This is a genomic window from Planococcus donghaensis, from assembly GCF_001687665.2.
Lineage (GTDB): Bacteria > Bacillota > Bacilli > Bacillales_A > Planococcaceae > Planococcus > Planococcus donghaensis.
Window position 1 is genome coordinate 807,821 of record NZ_CP016543.2, and the last position, 21,190, is coordinate 829,010.

The window sequence follows — 21,190 nt, forward strand, 5'->3', positions numbered from 1 at the left end:
CTTTCAATCTTGTTGTTAGCAGGCTGTCATCAATCAGTCGATAAAGTAAGTGTTCGGTCAGAAGACGTGGGATTTGCACGAGATGAGCCTGTCTCAATTCGAGTCCCACAAACAGTACCGGCGGAAAATCCCATTAATGGATTGAAACGAACAGGCATTAAACCGAGCTTGTTAAAGATCCCAGCGATTGATGTGGAAGCGCAAGTTCAACATCTTGGTGTTACAGAAAACGGTGAAATGGCAGTTCCGAATAACATTGAAGACGTTAGTTGGTTTTCACCAGGATATGAACCAGGAGCAAATGGCCGTTCAGTTATAGCTGGTCACGTAGATGGTGTTGACGGCCCAGCTATTTTCTGGGATCTTGCAAAGCTCCAACCGGGTGACGACGTGGTCATACAAGGAGCAGAAAAAACATTGACTTTCAAAATCCACACGATGGAATCTGTTCCTCTCGACTTGGCAGATGTAACCGAAATATTCGGCTATACATCCTCTCCAGAACTAGTACTGATTACGTGCTCTGGAACATATGACTTTGACAGGGGGACACGGGAAGAACGGTTAATTGTTTATGCAAGCTTAATAGAAGAGTAATAGAAAAAACGTTGCAATGTGCCTACAAGCACATTGCAACGTTTTTTCTTATTCAAGAGAATCGTCATTGGTCTACCTGAAGAGCTCAGAGAAGTTTAAAAAGGGAAAAAGAGCTTTCCAAAGAAGCTACTTTCTGTCCGTCATACTTTCGGTAGTTTCTCTACTAAAGAAATGAATTCACGTGAAACATATGGCACGTATCGATTTTTGGCCATAATTATTCCTAGTCTCCATGGAAAGGTATGGGTCAACGAAATCATTTTAAACGGCCCATCTTTCACACGGTCACAAATCAATTTCGGCATCAAGGTAACGCCTAAGTTTTTTTCCACCATCCCAACGATAAAATCCCATTGCGAACTTTCATAAGCAATTTTCGGCGTGAACCCTTCACTTATACAAAATTCGATCGTTCGGCTGTTTAATGTAAATTCTTTGCTAAGAAGCAAGAACGGATCGTTTTTAAACTCGATCAAGTCTATTGTGTCATGATGTGAAAGAGGGTGTGATTCGTGAACCAGTAATTTGATTTCTTGATCGACAAACGGCACTACATCAAATTTCTCTTTATCAACAGGAAGCATTACAAAGCCTAAGTCAACATCACCATCATACACTTTTCGTTCCACAGTTTTGGCACCGTCTTCTGCTAATACGATAGAGACTTCTGGATAAGCGCGTTGAAATTCAGCGATGATCGTTGGAAAAAACAAGGTACTAATGACCGGTGGAAGTCCAATTTTTATTTTGCCCTTTTTTAAATTCATCACGTCATATAGAGACATCGATAAATCATCCACACTATGGATAATTTTTTGTGCCTGTTCATAAACAACTGCCCCCGCATCGGTGAGTCCGATTTGGCGAGAAGACCGATCAAACAATACGACTTCCATTTCTTCTTCCAAATTCCTCACCATTTTGCTTAAGGTCGGTTGTGTCACGTGAAGTGCAAGTGCAGCTTTTGTAAAACTTTTGTGTTTCGCTACTGCAACAAAATAAGTTAATTGTCGGATATCCATACAGCCCTCTTTTCTTCCTATAACTAATTGTTATAGAACTCATAGTTATTATTCATTTTACCTATTCTTTTCGTGGTTGTACAATAATGAAAGCAAACAGGACTAAATATTTAGAAAATTGGACGGCTCTTTTTTAGAAAATAAGTAAGCGTTTTCAAAGGATTGCTGTTACAAGAAAAAAGGGGGATTTTAGATGTTGAGTATGATTGGAATGGTTGGAGGACTTGTTCTCTTAATCGTTTTTACAATGAGAGGCATGAACTTATTAATCGCGGGTCCAATATCTGCATTATTTGTAGCACTTTTCAGTGGTCTGCCATTATTTCCACAATTAGTTGGAGAAGGCGAAGCGAACTTATTAACAAATTATATGACAAGTTTTTCTGGATTTATAACTGCATGGTTCCCGATGTTCTTACTTGGAGCAATTTTTGGGAAAGTAATGGAAGATAGTGGGGCGGCGGATAGCGTCTCGAGATGGTTAGTTGGAAAGTTTGGTTTGTCGAAAGCTGTACTTGCGATTGTTATCGCCTGTGCGGTATTAACTTACGGCGGAGTTAGCTTGTTCGTTGTAGCATTCTCAGTTTTCCCGATGGCACTTAGCTTGTTCAAACAAGCCGATTTGCCGCGTCGCTTTATCCCAGCTGCTTTAGCGTTAGGATCAGTAACATTTACGATGACATCTGCTGGTTCACCTGAAATCCAAAACTGGATTCCGATTGAATACTTGCAAACTAGTCCGTATGCAGGATGGGAAGTAAGTATTTTTGTAGCTGTCTTTATGGCTGTATTTGGTTACTGGTGGTTAAAACGCATGATTCAAAAAGCCGTTAACAAAGGCGAACGTTTTGAAGCACGTTCAACAGATCCGGTTATAGAAGATCGTAAACTTCCAAACCCAATCATGGGCTTAATCCCGTTAGTTGTTGTTCTTGGAATTTCGTTTGTTTTCCATGATTCATTGAAAACATCTGCGTTGATCATCGCCTTATTAGGCGGGGTTCTTACAACGTATTTCTTAAACCGTCAATACTTCTCGAATTTGGGTAAAGCTTTATCTGATGGAACAATTGGTGCTTTAATCGCAATCGGTAACACGGCTGCTGTAGTTGGCTTTGGTGGCGTTGCAAAATCCGTACCAGCATTCCAAGTAGCTGTAGATGCAATGACTAGCATTCCGGGTAGCCCATTAATCGGTGGCGCTATCGCTGTCAGCGTTATTGCAGGATTAACTGGTTCGGCTTCAGGTGGACAAGTTATTGCCTTGCCACTTCTAGCGCCCCATTATATCGACATGGGCGTTAACACAGAAGCGCTTCACCGTACAATTGCCATTTCTTCAGGGGCATTGGATTCATTGCCACATAATGGTTATGTCGTAACGACAATTCGTGGAATTTGTGGAGAAACACATAAAGCTGCCTATGGTGCTGTCGGTGCTGTAACCGTCATTGTTCCTTTACTTGGGCTAGCAATCGCCATCATCCTATTTTCTTTAGGACTTGGAATTTAACAAAAGCGTTGGAGGGAATACAATGGTAGACAATAAAGTCGTTTTAATAACAGGAGCTGCTAGCGGAATTGGTTATGAAATTAGTAGTGATTTTGCAAAAGCAGGAGCGAAAATTGTGTTATCAGACATTAATGAAGAAGCTGTCGTAAAAGCTGCTGAAACATTAAAGTCACAAGGGTTAGATTGCATTGGCATTAAATGTGATGTAACTAACGAAGAAGAAATAAAAAACGTCATTGAACAAACAGTTGCTCATTATGGTTCGCTTGACGTACTCATCAACAATGCGGGGATGCAATACATTTCACCGATTGAAGAGTTTCCGACAGAGAAATACGAGCTATTGATACGTATTATGTTAGTAGCACCGTTTATCGCGAGCAAACATGCATTTCCGATTATGAAAAAACAAGGATCCGGACGAATTATCAATATGGCGTCAATCAATGGACTTGTCGGATTTGCTGGAAAAGCTGCATACAATAGTGCAAAACATGGTGTGATTGGTTTAACAAAAGTGGCTGCATTAGAAGGCGCTGAACATGGCATTACTGTTAATGCGATGTGCCCTGGTTACGTGGATACGCCACTCGTTCGAAACCAAATGAATGATTTGGCAAAAACACGTAATGTACCACTTGAAAAAGTATTTGAAGAAGTGCTTTATCCGTTAATTCCTCAAAAACGTTTATTGGCTGTAAAAGAAATCTCGGATTATACAATGTTTTTAGCAAGTGATAAAGCTGCAGGTGTTACTGGCCAAGCCGTCGTTTTAGATGGTGGTTACACCGCTCAATAAAAACAAACCCGTCTAGCGTATGCGCTAGACGGGTTTGTTTTTATCATTTTATAAAACTAATCAAGAAAATTTTCTGTCACACCAAGAAATAGTCGATCTTGTTCGACATTGGGAGCATGACCAGAACGTTTAAATTCCATAAATGTTGCACCTGGAATGGCGACTGCGGTTTCGCGTCCTTTTTCAGGAGGATTCAAGCTATCATGCTTTCCACTAATCACTAATGTCTCTGCTGTAATGTTAGACAGCTGTGGGCGGAAGTCGAATTCTTTGATAGCGTCTCCAGCGATTCCTTGCTCTTTATTTGTGAGTAAACGACTGTTTTGTGCCGTTTTTTTATTCCATTCTTTCACTTTTTCTTGGTCATGATAAATATAACGAGTCGCTTTACTGATTTTCTCAGGGATGCTCAAGCCATCAAACTTTTCAGGGTATCGATTAAAGAGTTCAGTTAATGATGCCTGTTCGCTATGAGATTTGGTGGCAACTAAAAGGAGCTTGTTTACTTTTTGTGGTGCTTGTATAGCAATGCCTTGTGCGATATAACTGCCCATTGAAACACCAATCACATCAACAGTAGTTAAATTTAGATGGTCAATAAGCGCAAGTGCATCTTCTATATGGTCCTGTAATGTATATTGTTCTAAGCGACTTGAGTTGCCATGACCTCTAGCGTCTATAGCAATCACACGGCGAGTTTGTTTAAAGAAATCCATTTCGCGATAAAACATCGCAGAATTACTAGTTAATGCGTGAAGCAAAAGAAGCGGTTGCCCTTCTCCGTTATCTTCATAAAATAATTCTACATCATTGCGTGTAAATACAGGCATAGTCATTCTCCTTTACAAATAAGCTCTTTTAATAGGTATACCCTAAGCTTAAGTGAAAATAGCTTTTAGGCAAAATTAAAAGCACAACCAAAAGTTGTGCGTCCTAAATTTTATAAATTAGAGTCGGGGCGAGAGTTTTGCCATTTCTCGATAAAGCTGAATACGACGACGAGCAATATAAACATGCTTAATGTGAGATACCAAGGGAATTGGGAAATAGCACGGCCAAATGCTGTATAAATAATTGCCGGAGCAATCAAACCCAATGCAGAAATAATCATGTATTCTTTTAGTGATTTCGTCATTTCGATTAAATACAACGATAGTAAATGGAAGTGCACAAAAGGCATTATGCGCAAAATCATCACCTGAGGAACCGACAATGTACGGTCTGGAAATATTTTGTCTTTTAATCGTGCCATTCTTTTTTGAAACTTCGGAAATTTATTCACTAATATGTAGGATATCCAACTCATTAATGTTAAACCAATAAACGATAAAAACGCGCCTTCAAAAAATCCGAAAAGATATCCGCCAGCAATGCAAACAGCAATCACTGGTATGAACAACAAAGGGCGTACCAAATGCAATAAAACAAAAAGAAAGGGTGCTAACCAGCCAACGTTGTTCATAAATACTTCGAGGGATTGATCGAATTGCTCCATACGATCCCAACCTCTCTATATATGCTTACTAATAAGGAAGGATAAGCTAAAAAGAGTGGAAAAGCAAGAAATTTTTCTATGTGGTATATTCAGTCGAGAAGAGTCCGATAAGTTTATTTCTTCTCCAAAATATTCATTGTATAAAATTCTCAATCAAATAATTAGTAAGGCTAGAATGAGTTCAAGTTAATTGGAAAGAGGGGTTTTATGAAAATACTAATTGTCGGTGCAGGTGCCATGGGAAGTTTATTTGCAGGGCGTTTAAAAACACAAACGTCGGAAGTCTTTCTATATAATAGAAAAAATCCACACATAGACAAGATCAATCAATGTGGATTGACCATTATTGAGCAGGATAACAAAAAAACTGTGATTCCATTAACGGTAGTACAAGAAGTTTCTAAAGACTATGATCTTGTATTGGTTATGTTAAAAACTCACGCAACTAGGACCGTATTAACTCAATTAAAAGATTCTTTTTCTTCACAAACCTTGATTGTAACAATGCAAAATGGGCTTGGGAATTTAGAAATACTTGAGGAGATCTTTCCAAACAATTCTGCAGTCGCGGGAACGATGGGCAGCGGAGCTAGTGTAGAAAGCGATGGAAAGATTCTTCACCGCGGCTTTGGTACAAATTTTGTTGGTCAGCCTACTGACAAAAGAGCACAAGAAAAATTGGTGGAATTTGTTGAACTGTTAAATCAATCTGGATTGGAAACCAAATTAGCGGATGATGTTCAAACCGTTATCTGGAATAAATTATTCGTTAACCTTGCATATAATTCATTAACGGCTCTGACTCGCTTACGGAATGGCGATATTTTAAATACAGAAGATGGTCAACATTTATTGAGAAGCATTGTAACAGAAGCGATAAAAATCGCTGAAGCAGAAGGTGTCCATGTTGATCCAGAAACAATAATCGCTAAGTGCATCAAAATGGGGAAAGAACAGTTTCCTGCCAACAAGTCATCAATGCTAATGGATGTTTTGAATAAACGCAAAACCGAAATTGACGCCATTAATGGCGCTGTAGCGCACCTTGGAAAAAAGCACGGAATCTCAACGCCATATAATGACATGATTACCGGGATCATCAAAGTCATCGAAGCAAATTATAGTAAGCAAGTCGACTAACAGAGAGTTAAATCTGCTATACTTATTGGATATTGTCTTGATTGATGGGGCAAATAAGGACGGGATGAATTGAATCGATTAACTGCAACAGGTGACTATATTTATACATATGCTTATACAAATGATGAAAAAGCATTGTGCCAAATGGAAATGCGCTCTTTTTTTGGTAACGATACGAACGAGAAAATTATAAAAAGCAGAGTTGAAATTGACGCAAGTCGCAGTCCGTTTATGAAAGAGCGAATTGAAGTGTTGATTGAAGGCGAGACCTTGCAAGACATCATCGAACAAGCTGCTGAAGTGGATATGGCTGATACTACGTTCAAAGTTATTTTTCTAAAAATCAATGGGTTGGCTGAAGAAGACTATGTTGGTTATTCAGGCAAACGCGATGTGGAACGACAAATCGGTTTAGCGATAACCGGAGAAGCAGATGTTCATCATCCAGGCGTTATATTTGGGTTAATGCCTTTTGCAGGACGTTGGTATATGGGGCGATATACACAAAGTGAACCAATTTGGTTTCATCATATGAAAAAGCCCCGTGAATATTCAACGGCACTTAGTACACGTGTAGCACGTGCGGTCGCAAATATTGCGGTGCCAAATCCAATGGGTGTAAAAGCCGTTGATCCGTGCTGTGGTATTGGTACTGTATTAGTCGAAGCTCTATCTATGGGCATTGATATTGTCGGCCGTGACATTAATCCGCTCGTTGTTGAAGGATCACGTGAGAACATTGCGCATTTTGGGTTAACTGGACGAGTGGAAATGGGATCAATCGCAGAAGTTGAAATGGCTTACGATGTGGCCATTATCGATATGCCTTATAATTTGTACACCCATGCTACACCAGCAGATCAATTGGGGATTTTAAAAGCGGCATATCCGATGACTGAAAAGTTATTGGTCGTCACGATCGAGACAATGGACCACATGATTGAAGAAGCTGGATTTGTCATCACAGATCGTTGCATCGCTAAAAAAGGATTGTTCTTACGTGAAATAGTCATCTGTCAAAAAGCTGTTTAAACGTCGCCTTGAGCGGCGTTTTTTTGTTTGAAATGGGGTTTGGCAAGTATTTGGTGTGAATTGGACAGTATTTCGGATAAATCGGACAGTATTTTAGCCGATTCGGACAGTATTTTCAAAATCTCTAAATAATGAAGGAGATTCCATCAAAAAATTGAATACGGTAACAGTACCCTACTCAAAAAGGAGCTGCAAACGATGAAATTTACTGAAACGACATTTCCAATTACACAAGTTCGGGAGCAATTTCCAGCTTTAACTAGAACATATAAAGACAAGACAGTCGCATACTTTGATGGACCAGGAGGGTCGCAAGTTGTAGGTACAGCGATAGAAGCTATTGCAGACTACATGAGAAGAGGTGGTGCAAATCTTCACGGCGCTTTCCCATCTAGTTGGGAGACGGAAGAAGTCATTTCAGAAGCTAGATTATCCGTCGCTGATTTTTTAAACGTCCAACCGAATGAAGTGGCATTCGGTGCCAACATGACTACATTAACAATTGCCATCGCCAATGCACTTGGGAAGAAATTTGAGCCAGGTGATGAAATTGTCGTGACAGAAATGGACCACCGTGCCAATGTAGATCCGTGGATTATGATGGCAGAAGACCGTGGCTTGAAAATACGCTGGGTGAAAGTAGATACAAAAACAAAAACATTGGATGTAACGGAACTAGATCAACAGATCAATGAAAATACAAAAATCGTCGCTGTTGGTATGGCATCTAACGCAATCGGCACAATTGTCGATTTGAAACCATTCGCAGAACGAGCAAAAAAAGTGGGTGCGCTACTTGTAGCTGATGCTGTTCACGCTGCAGCGCATGTGCTACTAGATCGTGACCAAATGCAAATTGATATTTTATTGTGCTCTGCTTACAAATTTTTTGGTCCACATATCGGCATCGCCGCAATTAAAGAAGGAATTTTTAAAGAGTTGGAACCTTACAAATTGACCACTTCACCAAGCTATTATCCGGACAAGTTGGAAACCGGCACGCAAAATCATGAAGGCATTGCAGGAATTCTTCCGGCAGTTGAATTTTTTGCGCAATTTGGCGAAGGGGAAACGAGAAGAGAACGCATTGTGAGCGGTATCAAACAAATTGAAAAACATGAAAATTACTTAGCGAATCGGCTTCGTGACGGATTGTCAGCAGTTGATGGAGTAACCGTTACACAAGCTGCTGTAAATGTTCCGAAAACACCAACGATCGCTTTTCGAGTAAACGGAATCGAACCAGGACAGATTTGCCAGAAGCTTGCGGAAGAACATAGCATATTTGTAGCGGCTGGACATTTCTATGCTTCAACACTAGGTGATGTGTTGGGCGTTAACGACAGTGGCGGCTGGGTTCGCGCAGGTCTTGCACCTTATAGTACAGAAGAAGAAGTCGACCGGTTGCTTAATGCAATAAAATCACTTGTAGTATGAATAATCGACTTTTTTCCTTTTGCCCGAGTTGATGTTATACTAAAAGGAACTTGTTCCGCCAACGGAGAGCATCACGTTATTTCCCGCAAAGGGACATAAACAAAGGAGAATGAAATTTTGACACAAACGAACAGTAACTCTGATAACAAACCGACGAACTTACCACCAAATTACGACGAATTGAAAAAAGCTGCAAACCGACAGGCTAACTGGAAAGAGCGTTTAGCTGCGGTTGAAGAGCTTGGGAAATGGAAAAGCGAACCGACAATTGATCTTTTGACGCATCGCATGAACCACGATTCGGTTTATCAAGTGCAAGAAGCTGCCTATAAACAACTTAAAAACTTTGGCGAAAATGTTCACATGCCAGAGCGTAAAAAATATGATTTGATCAAGGACACTTCTAAAGTACTTGTGCGCATCAAAAAAAGTTTGCCAGCTGGGCACACTTACGAAGACTTTAAAGAAAAACTACAAAAAATGCGTAGCGATATTTACGATACGTACAAAGGCGACAAAGGCGAAGATTTCGAAAGCTGGTTGGAAGAACAGTGGAAAGCTGCTCCTTTTAAGCAACCACGTCGTAGATAATTCGAGTTTTTAACTCAGTCACTAAAAATCCCGAATGCCACTAAGGCATTCGGGATTTTTTATAGGTATTTTTGAATGATGGGTTTTAGACGGTAACCAAACAAACCAGCAAGAACGGCTAAGATCAAGTCTTTTGGAAGCGGTACAGCCATCCACGCCCAAGCCATTTTATACGTAAAGCCTTCAGGTGCTGCAAACCACAATTTGTAAGCTGCATACATCCAGTTTGTCCCGAACAAGTAATTGACAGTCATACCAACAAGTGCTGCAATAACAAATCCTTTTTTAGTCGACCATTTTTCAGCAATAAGTCCGGCTAAATAAGCGGTAAAAACATAAGACACAATAAATCCGAAGGTTGGACTTAGCAATGTATCCATACCACCAGAGAATTTTGCGAAAACAGGAACGCCTGCAAGACCAATAAATGCGTAAACAATCATAGCTATGGCGCCTTTACGGCTACCAAGTAGCAGACCTGCTAATATAGCAAAAAACGTTTGGAGAGTGATAGGTACTCCTCCCACCACTAAATACGAAGCGATGTTGGCACCAATTGCCATCAAAGCAGCAAATAAAGCGATGTGTACTAATTTCAATGTGCGAGAGTGATTTGCCGATCTGGTAGTAGTCGTTGTTGTCATTCTATTTCCCCCTATTGTTCTCTATAAAATAAGTATAAGGAGAGAAAATATTTAAGTCAACTTAAATTTTATTTAGGTTAACACAAAGAACGAGAAGAAAAAAGCTGACCTTTTGCCAAGGTCAGCTTTTTTAATAAAGTTAAAATCCAGGTTTGTTTAACAACTTGAAGACATTGTTTTTGTAATCTTCAACGCCGGGTTGGTCAAATGGGTTGATGTCTAACATATAAGCGCTGTATGCACATGAAAGCATGTAGAAATACAGCAAATGACCTAATTGGAATTCATCGATTTTTGGAATCGTCAAGCTTAGTTGAGGAACACCGCCATCTAAGTGAGCACTTGATGTGCCTTTGTAAGCAACATGGTTAAATTCTTGTAACGAAAGTCCAGCCAAATAATTAAGTTCATCGCCATCGTTTTCAGCTTCAAAAACTGTTAAATCTTCGTTTGCTTCTTGGACCAATAAGAACGTTTCAAACAAATTGCGTTTGCCGTCTTGAATATATTGACCCATTGAATGCAAGTCTGTTGTGAACGAAACAGATGCTGGGAAAATCCCTTTGCCTTCTTTTCCTTCACTTTCGCCAAACAATTGCTTCCACCATTCTTGAACAAATGATAGTTTTGGTTCGAAAATTGCCATAACTTCCGTTGTATAACCTTCTACATACAATTGATGGCGAATAGCTGCATATTGAACAGCGGTATTTTCATCAAAATCTGTATTGTTATAAAGTTTTTCAGCATCTGTAGCACCTGCCAGTAAATCGCTAATCGAATAACCAGCGGCTGCAATTGGGACCAATCCAACTGCTGTAAATACTGAGTAACGTCCACCCACATCTTCAGGAACAACAAAACGCTCGTAGCCATTTTCTTCAGCTAATGTAAGTAAAGCGCCTTTTTCAGCGTCAGTTGTTACGATAATTCGTTCAGCGGCTTCTTGACCATAACGTTTTTCCATATAGTCTTTTAAGAAACGGAAAGCGAGTGCGGGTTCTGTTGTCTTACCAGATTTTGAAATAACATTGACCATAACGCGTTTTCCATCAAGGTGAGCAAGCAATTGTTTTAAGTACTCTCCACTCACTTGATGACCTGCGAAAACAACTTCTAATCCAGAATCTTTTTTGAAATACGGATCAAGTGCAGATAACACAGCTTTAGCGCCTAAATAAGAGCCGCCAATACCAATAACGACCAATACATCTGCCTTGTCACGGATTTGCGTTGCTGTTTTTTCAACTTTCTCGATAAATGCTGAATCGAGCGTGCTTGGCCAATCCAACCAGCCGAGAAAATCTGAACCTTTGCCTTTTTTACTGTAAAGATCTTCGTGTATTTTCTTTAATTGTGCTCTTTTTTCGAGCGTTAAAACAGAACCAATTGATTGCGAGAATGTAATTTCAACCATAGTTACCCTCCTGTCGTTTAGTATTCAGTTTACCATATAAAAACTGGTAATTGCGTATATTTTGCGAGAGAAACCTATAGAGAGAGTCAACTTTAGCAATAATATCGAAGCAAAATTAACCACCACTTGTCTATATGACAAATAGTTTTTTGGGGAAAAGGGATTACTCTTTCAACTTTTAGCTTTTTGTTGGTAAAATAAAGAAAACAATGGGGGGTAATGTGTTGGTTAAAAAAATAACAATTATTCTAGCTTTGGTTTTCGTGGTCGTATTGGCAGGTTGTCAACCAAGTCCAACGCCTGAAGATCGGCTTAAAGCATACATAGATCACTGGAACAACGGGGAATTTTCGGAAATGTATAGCGATTATTTAAATAAAGGAACAAAAGAAGCCTATGAACCAGAAGATTTTGTTGAGCGCCAACAAAAATTTTACGAAGACTTAGCGATTCAAAATGTCGAAGTGAGCTACACAGAGCCGGCAGAAGATATAGAATGGGATCCTGAAAATCCAGCTGATTTTCCGGTTCAAATACAAATGGACACACTCGCAGGACCAGTGGCGTTTGAGAAAACAATGACTTTACTATTTGAATCACAAGATGATATAGAAGACTGGTTTGTTGAATGGGATCCATCTTTTATATTTGAACAATTGGAAAAAGGCGATGAAGTTCGCGTATCAACAACTACTGCAGAACGTGGTGAAATTTATGATCGAAACCAGAAGCCGATAGCTATTAACGGAACAGGCTACAACATTGGTGTAGTACCTGAAAGCTTCACCGATAAAGACAATAAAGAAGAACTTGCAGATGTTCTTGGGGTATCGGTTGATTTTATTGATGAAAAAATGAAGCAAAGTTGGGTTCAAGAGGATCAATTTGTACCGATTTCTAAAGCCGCTAAAAATGATGAGGAATTACTGGAGAAAGTAAAAGCGATACCAGGTGCGACTTATCAAGAAACTGCTATGCGCGAGTACCCTTATGAAGAAGCACTTGGACATTTAAGCGGTTATATTGGTCCAATTACTGCTGAAAAGCTAGAAGAACTTAAAGATCAAGGGTATAAGTCGACCGATTTTATCGGCCGAAGAGGACTTGAGTTAACATTAGAAGAACGTCTACATGGTCAGAATGGCATAAAGCTGTTTATCCAGAAACAAGGTGACAATGGAGAACAAATCACAATTACTGAAACACCTGCCGAAAATGGCGAAACAGTTGTGTTAACAATCGATGCAGAACTGCAAAAATCTACTTATGACGCGATGGATGGCGAAGCAGGAACAAGTGCTGCAGTCGATCCGAAAACAGGAGAAACATTCGTATTAGTTAGTTCACCAGCCTATAATCCAAACGAATACATGTTGGGAATTAGCGAAGAGCGTTTTGCCGAACTAAGCGAAGACCCACTCAATCCATTATTTAATCGCTTTGGAGCAGCCTATGCTCCGGGATCAACGATCAAGCCAGTCACAGCAGCAATTGGATTAGAAGCTGGGACGTTAAATCCAACAGAAGGTCTCCAAATTGATGGAGAGACATGGCAAAAAGACAGTTCGTGGGGAGATTACCGCGTTAGCCGGCTACATCCAGAAGCACCAAACCCAATAGATTTGAATAAAGCCTTGGTTTATTCAGACAATATTTATTTTGCGCAGCAAGCCCTTAAGATGGGCAATGAAACAGTTGTTTCAGGATTAAAAAACTTTGGTTTTGGAGAAGCTATTCCATTTGCTTTAGAGCTGCAATCTTCACAAATTTCCAATGAAGGGACGATTGGATCTGAAGGGCAGTTGGCAGACTCTTCTTTTGGACAAGGACAGATGCTGACCAATATTCTTCATTTGGCCACAATGTATGAGCCATTCATAACGGATGGCACAATGTACAAGCCATTATTGTTTGTCGATGAAGAAAAAAGCCAAGTTTGGAAAGAAGGATTGCTAAGTGCAGAAAACGCAAAAGTTTTACGTGAAGGAATGCGCAACGTTGTCGTAGATGGTTATGCGCAGTCAGCCAACAGCAAGAACGTTAAAATTGCTGGGAAAACCGGCACAGCTGAATTGAAAGGGAAAATAGATGAAGAAGGACAAGAAAATGGCTTTTTTGTCGCTTATGATTCAGAAAGTCCAGATTTTATTTTAGCAATGATGATTGAATCGATCGAAGACAATGGCGGCAGCGATTACGTCGCTGGATTTGCGGCCAAAGTGTTTGAAGAGTATAAAGCTCGATAAAAAGTTAAGAAAACCATCCGCAAATTTTTTTTGCGGGTGGTTTTTTGTTGCAGGAATTTCCTAAGAAATATGGAATAAGAACAGTAATAAACAAAAAGTTTGTCCGATACTAGTGAATTTCGTTAAAAGGAAGAAGGCGATGGATTTGAAAGAAACCTGGTGGAAAGAAGCAGTGGTTTATCAAATTTACCCAAGAAGTTTTAATGATTCAAACGATGACGGCATTGGCGACTTAAACGGCATAACTGAGAAACTAGATTATTTGGATGAACTTGGCGTGACAATTATCTGGGTTTGTCCAATGTATAAATCACCGAATATCGATAACGGCTATGATGTTAGTGATTATCAAGAAATCATGGAAGAAATGGGCACGATGGCGGATTTTGATCGACTTTTAGAAGAATTGCATAAAAGAGGCATGAGGCTGATCATTGATCTTGTCTTGAATCATACGAGTGACCAACATCCTTGGTTTTTGGAATCCAAGTCTTCTAAAGACAACCCAAAACGGGACTGGTATGTTTGGCGTGACCACCAAACGAATTGGGAAAGTATTTTTGGTGGGCCAGCCTGGACATTTGATCCAAAAACCCAACAATATTATTTGCACATCTACACCAAAAATCAAGTCGATTTAAATTGGGAAAACAAAGAGATGCGAGAATCCATCTACGAAATGATTCGGTGGTGGATAGCTAAAGGTGTGGACGGTTTTCGAGTGGATGCCATTAACCACTTAAAGAAAGATTACAGTGATATGCCGAATCCGCAAAATTTGCCTTATGTTCCTGCATGGGAAAAATTTACGGAAGTGGAAGGGTTACAAGACATGTTGACGGAGCTAAGAGATCAAGTGTTTAAGGATAGCGATATAGTTACCATTGGGGAAGCTAATAGTGTGAAATCACATAATATGGAAAAGTGGATTAGTGAACATGATGGAAAATTCAATATGATCTTTCACTTAGAAGCGCATAAACCGGTGGATACTAACAATGTAGAAAATGATTTGGATGTCGAAGATTTAAAAGAAGTTTTAAATCGTTGGCAACAAGCGACACATGGCATTGCTTGGAATTCACTTTACATTGAAAACCATGATCGACCAAGAACAGTCTCCATTTGGGGGAATGATCAAAAATATTGGTATGAAAGCGCAACGGCATTAGGGTGTATGTATTTCTTCATGCAAGGAACTCCTTTTATATACCAAGGTCAAGAAATTGGAATGACAAATGCACCTTTTGATGATATTGACATGTATCACGATATTGAAACCAAAAATATCTATCGTTATAAATGCAAACAAGGTGTACCACACGACGAAGTAATGCATGTGATCAAAAAAATTAGTCGTGACCATGCTCGCACACCCATGCAGTGGAACAACCAGGACTTTGCTGGGTTTTCCAAAGCTACACCATGGCTTGGAGTAAACCCGAACTATCAATGGCTAAATGTCGAAGCTCAAAAAAACGATCCGAATTCGATTTGGTCATTTTACAAAAAAATGATTCACTTGCGGCATAACTGGAAAGTGTTGGTTTATGGAACCACCGAACTGACCGACTCGGGGTGTCCCTATGTATATGCCTATATACGCGAAGATCAATATACAAAAATGCTCATTGCTTCGAATTTAAGTGAAAAAACGTGTGAGTGGAATAGCCCCTATGACGCTGAACTGTTTCTGAGTAATTACGAAAAGCGAGCAAAAGGTATATTGCAACCATATGAAACTTGTGTGTATTTCCTCAAAAAAGAAATTTATTAACGCGAATCAGCCACAAAACCATTCTTAATGACTGGTTTTGTGGCTGATTTTTTTATCGATAATTGTTTGACGATAAAATGTATGAAAACAAAAGTGAATTACCTACTATTTTGACCAATAGATATCCTCAACAGCGAAGGATAAGATGGGACTAATTACTAAAGAGAAAGGAGCATGTAACTTGAGCAAAAAAGTGGAGATAAAAGAAGTTGAAAAAGCACAAAATCGAATAGCTTCTTTAGTGAACAAAACACCATTAATCGAGTCTTTCGTTCTATCAGAAAAAATGGGGCGACCTGTATATTTGAAACTAGAAAATACGCATGATATTGGGGCTTTTAAAATAAGAGGAGCAGCCAATAAAATATTAAGTTTAAGTACAGAAGAAAAGTCGAGAGGTGTTACTACATATTCCACTGGAAACCACGGATTGGCAGTCGCATTTGTCGCAAAAAAATTAGGGATTCAAGCTGTCGTATGTATCTCAAGTCGTGTACCAAAAGCAAAGGTAGATTCATTGAAAAGATTAGGCGCGAAAATAGAGGTGGTAGGGAGAAGTCAAGATGCTGCAGGAGTAAGGTGCTACGAACTTGCAAAAGAAAAAGGCTATACCGTAATTGAACCCTTTGACGATCCATTCATCATTGCAGGACAAGGAACGATTGGTTTAGAACTGTTAGAAGATCTACCGGATTTAAAAGATGTAGTGGTGCCATTATCTGGAGGCGGATTGCTTTCAGGAATTGGCTTAGCTTTAAAATCCAATCGTTCCGATATACGAATTACAGGGGTTTCAATGGAGCAATCTGCTGTCATGTATGAAAGCATAAAGGCGGGGAAACCAGTTGAAATGGAAGAAAGTGAAACATTAGCGGACAGCCTGCTTGGAGGAATAGGACTCGACAACCACTATACATTTAAAATGATTCAAAGTTACATGGATCAAACGGTATTAATCCCAGAAGAAGAGATTGGATACGCAATGGCTTATATGATGGACAAGCAACGAATTATTATGGAAGGAGCAGCAGCGACTGGAATTGCTGCGGTGTTGGGGAATACGATTCCTCACCAAGATGGAGCGTTAGCTGTAATTGTCACCGGCCAAAATGTGGATATGTCTATTTTGTTGCAGGTAATAGAAAACTACACACCCAAAAAAGCAGAGGTTGATTTTGCATAGACCAGAGTGTTTAGTGATCTGGCTTTTCATCAGAAAGAAAATTGAGTATACAGATAATTGTTCCCCTCTATTTTTTGCGGTGCTATAATCAGAACTAATCATATCACTAATGTTTTGTTTTGCTTGTGGCAATGGAATTTGTTTAAACGTAAAGGAGGATACAATGCAATCATCGGTAGAAAGTGTTTTAAACTATGAAATTTTAGAAAATGCACGCCTGTTAACTGCAAAAGATTCTGTCGCTGATCGCCCTGTTCAGTGGATATCTGTAATGGAGATGCCAGTCGAGAACTTTGTCCGTCAAAATGAAGTTATTTTGACGACAGCCATTGGATGCCACAACGACGTCGAGAAGTTTAAAGGATTTGTTCAAGATATTATTGACTCCAATGCTTCGGCATTAATGATTGCCACTGGTCGACATGTGTTTGATATTCCGGTAGAAGTCATTGAATTAGCAGAACAACACAATTTCGTTATGATTGAACTGCCGTGGGAAGTGAGATTTTCGGCTATTATCGAAGAAGTAATGAAAAACATTAATGATAAACAACACAAAGATCGTGAGAAGTCAGAGAAAGCACAGCAAGAATTGTTAAAAATGATTCTTGGTGATACGGATTTGAATCGTATCTCAAAATACATTCAACGACAACTTGGTTACCAGCTGTTGATCACTGATCGAAATGGATTTATACAAACTGAAAGCGGACATACTCAAGAATTTATTGAGAAATGGAAAAATGCAGTGATTCGAGAAACTTTTCCGATTTGCAAAAAAGTGAACTTGCTTAACAATGATCCGATGTTACAGAAGTTTAGCATGGCAAACTTGGATGACCACATTATTTTGCAGATTCCGGTTTTGCAAATTTCAGAAGACCCTCAAGGATATATTTTTGTGGTACTTCCAAATGACCTGCAAATTGGTTCTTATTTAACACCTTTTCGTGTAGCGGTTCTTGAACATGCGGCTACAACCATCTCGTTGTGGCTTTCGCGGAAAAATGCCATTGAAGAAACAAAGTTAAGTTTGAGAAGTGATTTTGTTCAAGAAGTAGCTACAGGAGAATTTGTTTCTGCGGAGCAAGCACTTTCAAGAGCCAAACTATTGGGTTATGACTTAGACTTACCCTATTTATGTCTCGTTGGATTTCCTGAAAATTTTAAGGAACTATTTGAAAAGCGGAAACAAGAAAATGTCTCTATCACGCAATGGACAGAAAGTATGATCCGGTATATTGAAGAAGAAATTTACTTTGCTGCCCAGTCGTTGAAGAGAGAAGTAATGATGACTTATCAAGGACATCAATTGCTGATTTATCTAGAAAAGCCAGCTGAAGCAGAATATGATAATGTTGTTAATTTTTTAGATTTGATCGAACGTCGATTAAAAAACCTGTTGCCGGAAGTCTCGATCTCATGGGGAATTGGGGATTTCAATAAAGGTTTTCAAGGATTAGCCGAAAGTTTTCAACAGGCTAATCTTGCCGTAGATATTGGACGGCGAAAAAAGGGCAAAGGGCAACGTACTTTCTACAGAGATACGCGCATTGATCGCGTGTTGTTAACGCTGGCGCAAAATGAAGAAATGAAAAAAGTGATTATGACGACAATCGAACCTCTTGTCGAATATGATAAACAACGAAATATGGATTTGATTGGTACATTAAAATGCTATAATCAGAACCACGGAAATGTCAGTCAAGCAGCAAGAGCGTTAAATTTACATCGTCAATCTTTGCTTTACCGACTAAGAAAAATCGAATCATTAACAGGACATTCTTTGATCGATCCTGATGATTTATTTTTGTTGGATTTAAGTATTAAAACATGGGAAATTGGCGTTGTAGAACATACAAATAAGTAAACCATCAACCGCACTTTCAGTAGAAAGCGCGGTTGATGGTTTTTTTTATGCGTCATTAAAGACGGAATAATTAGAAATTTTGACTACAATCTAGATTAATTTTCATACATTATGACAGATGATAGTTAAACCGAAGAGTCGCTATACTACATTTACGGATATCATATTCCGAAAATTTAAAAAGTAAACGATCTTACTAAGGAGGGGATAGTTCCTATGTTAGTTGGAACTGCAGAGTATCAAACAAGAATTCGGAAGACAAAAGAACGGATGGCAACGAAAGGGATAGAAGTGTTGCTTATTACAGATCCGGCAAATATGAACTACCTCTCCGGATATGATGGCTGGTCGTTTTATGTCCATCAAATGCTAATTGTTATTGACGACGAAGATCAGCCAATCTGGGTAGGACGCACAATGGATGCGAATGCCGCAAAAATTACCACGTGGCTATATCACGATAACATCATTTCATATCCCGATACGTATGTTCAATCAGAGACAAAGCATCCAATGGATTTTGTAGCCGATATTTTAAAGCAAATTGGACAAGATAAACGTCGTATAGGAGTCGAAATGGAAAATTACTATTTCACTGCAAAATGCTTTGAACAATTGAAAACAGGTTTGCCAAATGCAACTTTTCAAGATGCGACTTTATTAGTGAATTGGGTGCGTATCGTCAAGTCTGATCAAGAAATCGAATACATGAAAAAAGCAGCTGTACTCGCTGAATTGGCGATGAATGCTGGAATCGAAATGATTAATGAAGGCGTAAGGGAATGTGATGTCGCAGCAAAAATTCTTTATGCGCAAGTAACCGGAACAGAGGAATTTGGTGGAGATTATCCGGCCATTATGCCATTGATGCCGTCAGGAGAAAAGACTTCAACTCCTCATTTAACTTGGACCGATGCTCGCTATAAAAATAACGAATCAGTCATTTTGGAGTTGGCTGGTTGTTACAAACGGTATCATTCGCCGTTAGCACGAACAATTCATATTGGAAATCCAAGCGAGGAATTGAAAAAACTTGCGCAAGTAACAGTAGAAGGAATTGAGGAATGTCTTGCTATGATCAAACCCGGAATTGCTTTGGAAGAAGTTTGCGAAACTTGGACCAAGTCAATTGCTAAATACGGCTATACGAAAGAATCACGAATTGGGTACTCAATGGGCTTAAACTATCCGCCTGACTGGGGTGAACATACAGCCAGTATTCGTAAAGGTGATAAAACCATTTTACAGCCGAACATGACTTTCCATATGATTCCCGGTATGTGGTATGACAAATCTGGTTTTGAAGTAAGTGAATCTTTTCGAATAACTGAAAATGGGTGCGAAACTTTCGCTAATTTGCCTAGAGGGCTTTATGTCAAAAACGAAGCATTAATTAGATAGGAATTCGGGAGTGATGCAAAATTGATTATTTTTACAGAGCAAGAGTTGAGACAGCAAATCATTTTGAATCACGATACGCTGTCTGTCATCGAAGATTGCTTTACGAAACTGGCACAGCAACAAGTGGTAATGCCGCCTATTATGCGTCTAGATATTCATGACTTTAACGGTGAAGTAGATGTGAAAACGGCGTATATAAAAGAAAAAGAAATGTTTGCCATTAAAGTTTCATCTGGTTATTTTGATAACCCAAAACAAGGCTTACCAAGTGGCAGTGGATTTATGATGTTGATGGATACAAAAACGGGCATCCCGCAAGCTCTATTTCTAGATAATGGGTACTTAACCGAAGTTCGAACTGCAGCAGCAGGTGCCATTGCTGCAAATTATTCTTCCCCAAAAACGGTCGAGACAGTCGGCATTATTGGCTCTGGAAGCCAAGCACGGTTTCAGTTGACTGCTTTAACGTTGGTCCGAGATTTTAAAAAAGTACTGGTCTATTCAAGGTCATCCAAATCTGCTAGTCAATTTGCAGAAGAAATGGGCTCAGCACTTAACCTAACAGTTCAAGTTGCAGAAAGTGTTGAAGAAGTAGTTAAAGAGAGTCAGTTGGTTGTGACAACAACACCAGCAACTGAACCATTCGTAAAAGCAGAATGGTTACATTCCGGTTTGCATATTACGGCGATGGGTTCAGATGCTGAGCATAAGCAAGAACTAGAAGCAGAAGTTTTAGCTTCTGCAGATAAAGTAATTTGTGATACGACAGCACAATGCATGCGTCTCGGTGAACTGCATCATGCTTTGGCCAGTGGAATATTCACAGATTCTTCTAATGTAATAGAACTGGGGCAATTAACTTCTAAAGAAAAAAAGGGTCGAGATCATGACGACCAAATTACAGTTTGTGATTTAACGGGTACGGGAGCACAAGACACAGCAATAGCATTGTTTGCTTATCAAGAACTAACCAAGCACTCAAAAGGTGTGGAAATTAATAGCCAACACCAACTACAAAAAAACTAA

The 21,190-nt window shown here is 39.4% G+C and carries 18 protein-coding genes; 13 read left to right on the forward strand and 5 right to left on the reverse strand.

From position 1 onward, the window contains the following. Positions 1-9 precede the first annotated feature (9 nt). The gene (locus BCM40_RS04020) at positions 10-597 is read left to right on the forward strand and encodes a class F sortase (protein WP_065527036.1); all 588 of its coding nucleotides are present in this window, start codon (positions 10-12) and stop codon (positions 595-597) included. 140 nt (positions 598-737) lie between these two features. On the opposite strand, the gene BCM40_RS04025 is transcribed toward BCM40_RS04020, so the two are convergent. Beyond that, the gene (locus BCM40_RS04025; RefSeq protein WP_065527035.1) at positions 738-1,619 is read right to left on the reverse strand and encodes a LysR family transcriptional regulator; all 882 of its coding nucleotides are present in this window, start codon (positions 1,617-1,619) and stop codon (positions 738-740) included. 193 nt (positions 1,620-1,812) lie between these two features. Between BCM40_RS04025 and BCM40_RS04030 the strand changes: the two genes are divergently transcribed. Then, complete coding sequence (locus tag BCM40_RS04030) at positions 1,813-3,132, forward strand: GntP family permease (protein ID WP_065527034.1); 1,320 nt, start codon at positions 1,813-1,815, stop codon at positions 3,130-3,132. A gap of 22 nt (positions 3,133-3,154) precedes the next feature. Continuing rightward, complete coding sequence (locus BCM40_RS04035; RefSeq protein WP_065527033.1) at positions 3,155-3,931, forward strand: 3-hydroxybutyrate dehydrogenase; 777 nt, start codon at positions 3,155-3,157, stop codon at positions 3,929-3,931. A 56-nt stretch (positions 3,932-3,987) separates the two neighbouring features. On the opposite strand, the gene BCM40_RS04040 is transcribed toward BCM40_RS04035, so the two are convergent. Together BCM40_RS04040 and BCM40_RS04045 are read right to left on the reverse strand one after the other, a co-directional pair. Further along, a complete protein-coding gene (locus BCM40_RS04040; protein WP_065527032.1) occupies positions 3,988-4,761 on the reverse strand; it encodes an alpha/beta fold hydrolase in 774 nt (257 codons plus the stop codon). A gap of 110 nt (positions 4,762-4,871) precedes the next feature. After that, entirely contained in the window at positions 4,872-5,426 is a 555-nt protein-coding gene (locus BCM40_RS04045; RefSeq protein WP_065527031.1) for a TVP38/TMEM64 family protein, read from the reverse strand. Positions 5,427-5,633: 207 nt separating this feature from the next. Here BCM40_RS04045 and BCM40_RS04050 point away from each other — a divergent pair, with 207 nt between their 5' ends. From BCM40_RS04050 to BCM40_RS04065, 4 genes are all read left to right on the forward strand, one after another. Beyond that, the gene (locus BCM40_RS04050; protein ID WP_065527030.1) at positions 5,634-6,566 is read left to right on the forward strand and encodes a ketopantoate reductase family protein; all 933 of its coding nucleotides are present in this window, start codon (positions 5,634-5,636) and stop codon (positions 6,564-6,566) included. A 69-nt stretch (positions 6,567-6,635) separates the two neighbouring features. Continuing rightward, positions 6,636-7,598: a TRM11 family SAM-dependent methyltransferase gene (locus BCM40_RS04055; RefSeq protein ID WP_065527029.1), complete on the forward strand. Its 963-nt coding sequence runs from the start codon at positions 6,636-6,638 to the stop codon at positions 7,596-7,598. A 198-nt stretch (positions 7,599-7,796) separates the two neighbouring features. After that, positions 7,797-9,035 (forward strand): cysteine desulfurase-like protein, encoded by a 1,239-nt coding sequence (locus BCM40_RS04060; RefSeq protein ID WP_065527028.1) that lies wholly within the window; start codon positions 7,797-7,799, stop codon positions 9,033-9,035. Positions 9,036-9,152: 117 nt separating this feature from the next. Further along, positions 9,153-9,626, forward strand: a complete 474-nt coding sequence (locus tag BCM40_RS04065) for a HEAT repeat domain-containing protein (RefSeq protein ID WP_008429441.1) — start codon at positions 9,153-9,155, stop codon at positions 9,624-9,626. A gap of 59 nt (positions 9,627-9,685) precedes the next feature. On the opposite strand, the gene BCM40_RS04070 is transcribed toward BCM40_RS04065, so the two are convergent. Then, a complete protein-coding gene (locus BCM40_RS04070; RefSeq protein WP_065527027.1) occupies positions 9,686-10,270 on the reverse strand; it encodes a biotin transporter BioY in 585 nt (194 codons plus the stop codon). 139 nt (positions 10,271-10,409) lie between these two features. Beyond that, positions 10,410-11,687 (reverse strand): glucose-6-phosphate isomerase, encoded by a 1,278-nt coding sequence (locus tag BCM40_RS04075; RefSeq protein ID WP_065527026.1) that lies wholly within the window; start codon positions 11,685-11,687, stop codon positions 10,410-10,412. 224 nt (positions 11,688-11,911) lie between these two features. On the opposite strand from BCM40_RS04075, the gene BCM40_RS04080 reads away from it, so the two are divergent. From BCM40_RS04080 to BCM40_RS04105, 6 genes are all read left to right on the forward strand, one after another. Then, on the forward strand, positions 11,912-13,933 hold the full coding sequence (locus BCM40_RS04080) for a penicillin-binding transpeptidase domain-containing protein (RefSeq protein WP_065527025.1): 2,022 nt from the start codon (positions 11,912-11,914) through the stop codon (positions 13,931-13,933). A gap of 139 nt (positions 13,934-14,072) precedes the next feature. After that, positions 14,073-15,710 carry a glycoside hydrolase family 13 protein gene (locus tag BCM40_RS04085; protein ID WP_083394471.1) on the forward strand — a complete coding sequence of 546 codons (1,638 nt, stop codon included), beginning with the start codon at positions 14,073-14,075 and terminating at the stop codon, positions 15,708-15,710. Between the two features lie 145 nt (positions 15,711-15,855). After that, the gene (gene eutB, locus BCM40_RS04090; protein ID WP_065527024.1) at positions 15,856-16,893 is read left to right on the forward strand and encodes a hydroxyectoine utilization dehydratase EutB; all 1,038 of its coding nucleotides are present in this window, start codon (positions 15,856-15,858) and stop codon (positions 16,891-16,893) included. Positions 16,894-17,056: 163 nt separating this feature from the next. Continuing rightward, positions 17,057-18,763: a PucR family transcriptional regulator gene (locus BCM40_RS04095; RefSeq protein WP_065527023.1), complete on the forward strand. Its 1,707-nt coding sequence runs from the start codon at positions 17,057-17,059 to the stop codon at positions 18,761-18,763. 216 nt (positions 18,764-18,979) lie between these two features. Then, complete coding sequence (locus BCM40_RS04100; protein WP_065527022.1) at positions 18,980-20,164, forward strand: M24 family metallopeptidase; 1,185 nt, start codon at positions 18,980-18,982, stop codon at positions 20,162-20,164. Positions 20,165-20,185: 21 nt separating this feature from the next. After that, on the forward strand, positions 20,186-21,190 hold the full coding sequence (locus BCM40_RS04105) for a cyclodeaminase (protein WP_065527021.1): 1,005 nt from the start codon (positions 20,186-20,188) through the stop codon (positions 21,188-21,190).

Excerpts from the sequence above, each read along its gene's own strand:
- BCM40_RS04025 (WP_065527035.1), bottom strand. The coding sequence starts at position 1,619 with ATGGATATCCGACAATTAACTTATTTTGTTGCAGTAGCGAAACACAAA.
- BCM40_RS04030 (WP_065527034.1), top strand. The coding sequence starts at position 1,813 with ATGTTGAGTATGATTGGAATGGTTGGAGGACTTGTTCTCTTAATCGTT.
- BCM40_RS04035 (WP_065527033.1), top strand. The coding sequence starts at position 3,155 with ATGGTAGACAATAAAGTCGTTTTAATAACAGGAGCTGCTAGCGGAATT.
- BCM40_RS04040 (WP_065527032.1), bottom strand. The coding sequence starts at position 4,761 with ATGCCTGTATTTACACGCAATGATGTAGAATTATTTTATGAAGATAAC.
- BCM40_RS04045 (WP_065527031.1), bottom strand. The coding sequence starts at position 5,426 with ATGGAGCAATTCGATCAATCCCTCGAAGTATTTATGAACAACGTTGGC.
- BCM40_RS04050 (WP_065527030.1), top strand. The coding sequence starts at position 5,634 with ATGAAAATACTAATTGTCGGTGCAGGTGCCATGGGAAGTTTATTTGCA.
- BCM40_RS04060 (WP_065527028.1), top strand. The coding sequence starts at position 7,797 with ATGAAATTTACTGAAACGACATTTCCAATTACACAAGTTCGGGAGCAA.
- BCM40_RS04070 (WP_065527027.1), bottom strand. The coding sequence starts at position 10,270 with ATGACAACAACGACTACTACCAGATCGGCAAATCACTCTCGCACATTG.
- BCM40_RS04075 (WP_065527026.1), bottom strand. The coding sequence starts at position 11,687 with ATGGTTGAAATTACATTCTCGCAATCAATTGGTTCTGTTTTAACGCTC.
- BCM40_RS04085 (WP_083394471.1), top strand. The coding sequence starts at position 14,073 with ATGGATTTGAAAGAAACCTGGTGGAAAGAAGCAGTGGTTTATCAAATT.
- eutB (WP_065527024.1), top strand. The coding sequence starts at position 15,856 with ATGGGACTAATTACTAAAGAGAAAGGAGCATGTAACTTGAGCAAAAAA.
- BCM40_RS04095 (WP_065527023.1), top strand. The coding sequence starts at position 17,057 with ATGCAATCATCGGTAGAAAGTGTTTTAAACTATGAAATTTTAGAAAAT.
- BCM40_RS04100 (WP_065527022.1), top strand. The coding sequence starts at position 18,980 with ATGTTAGTTGGAACTGCAGAGTATCAAACAAGAATTCGGAAGACAAAA.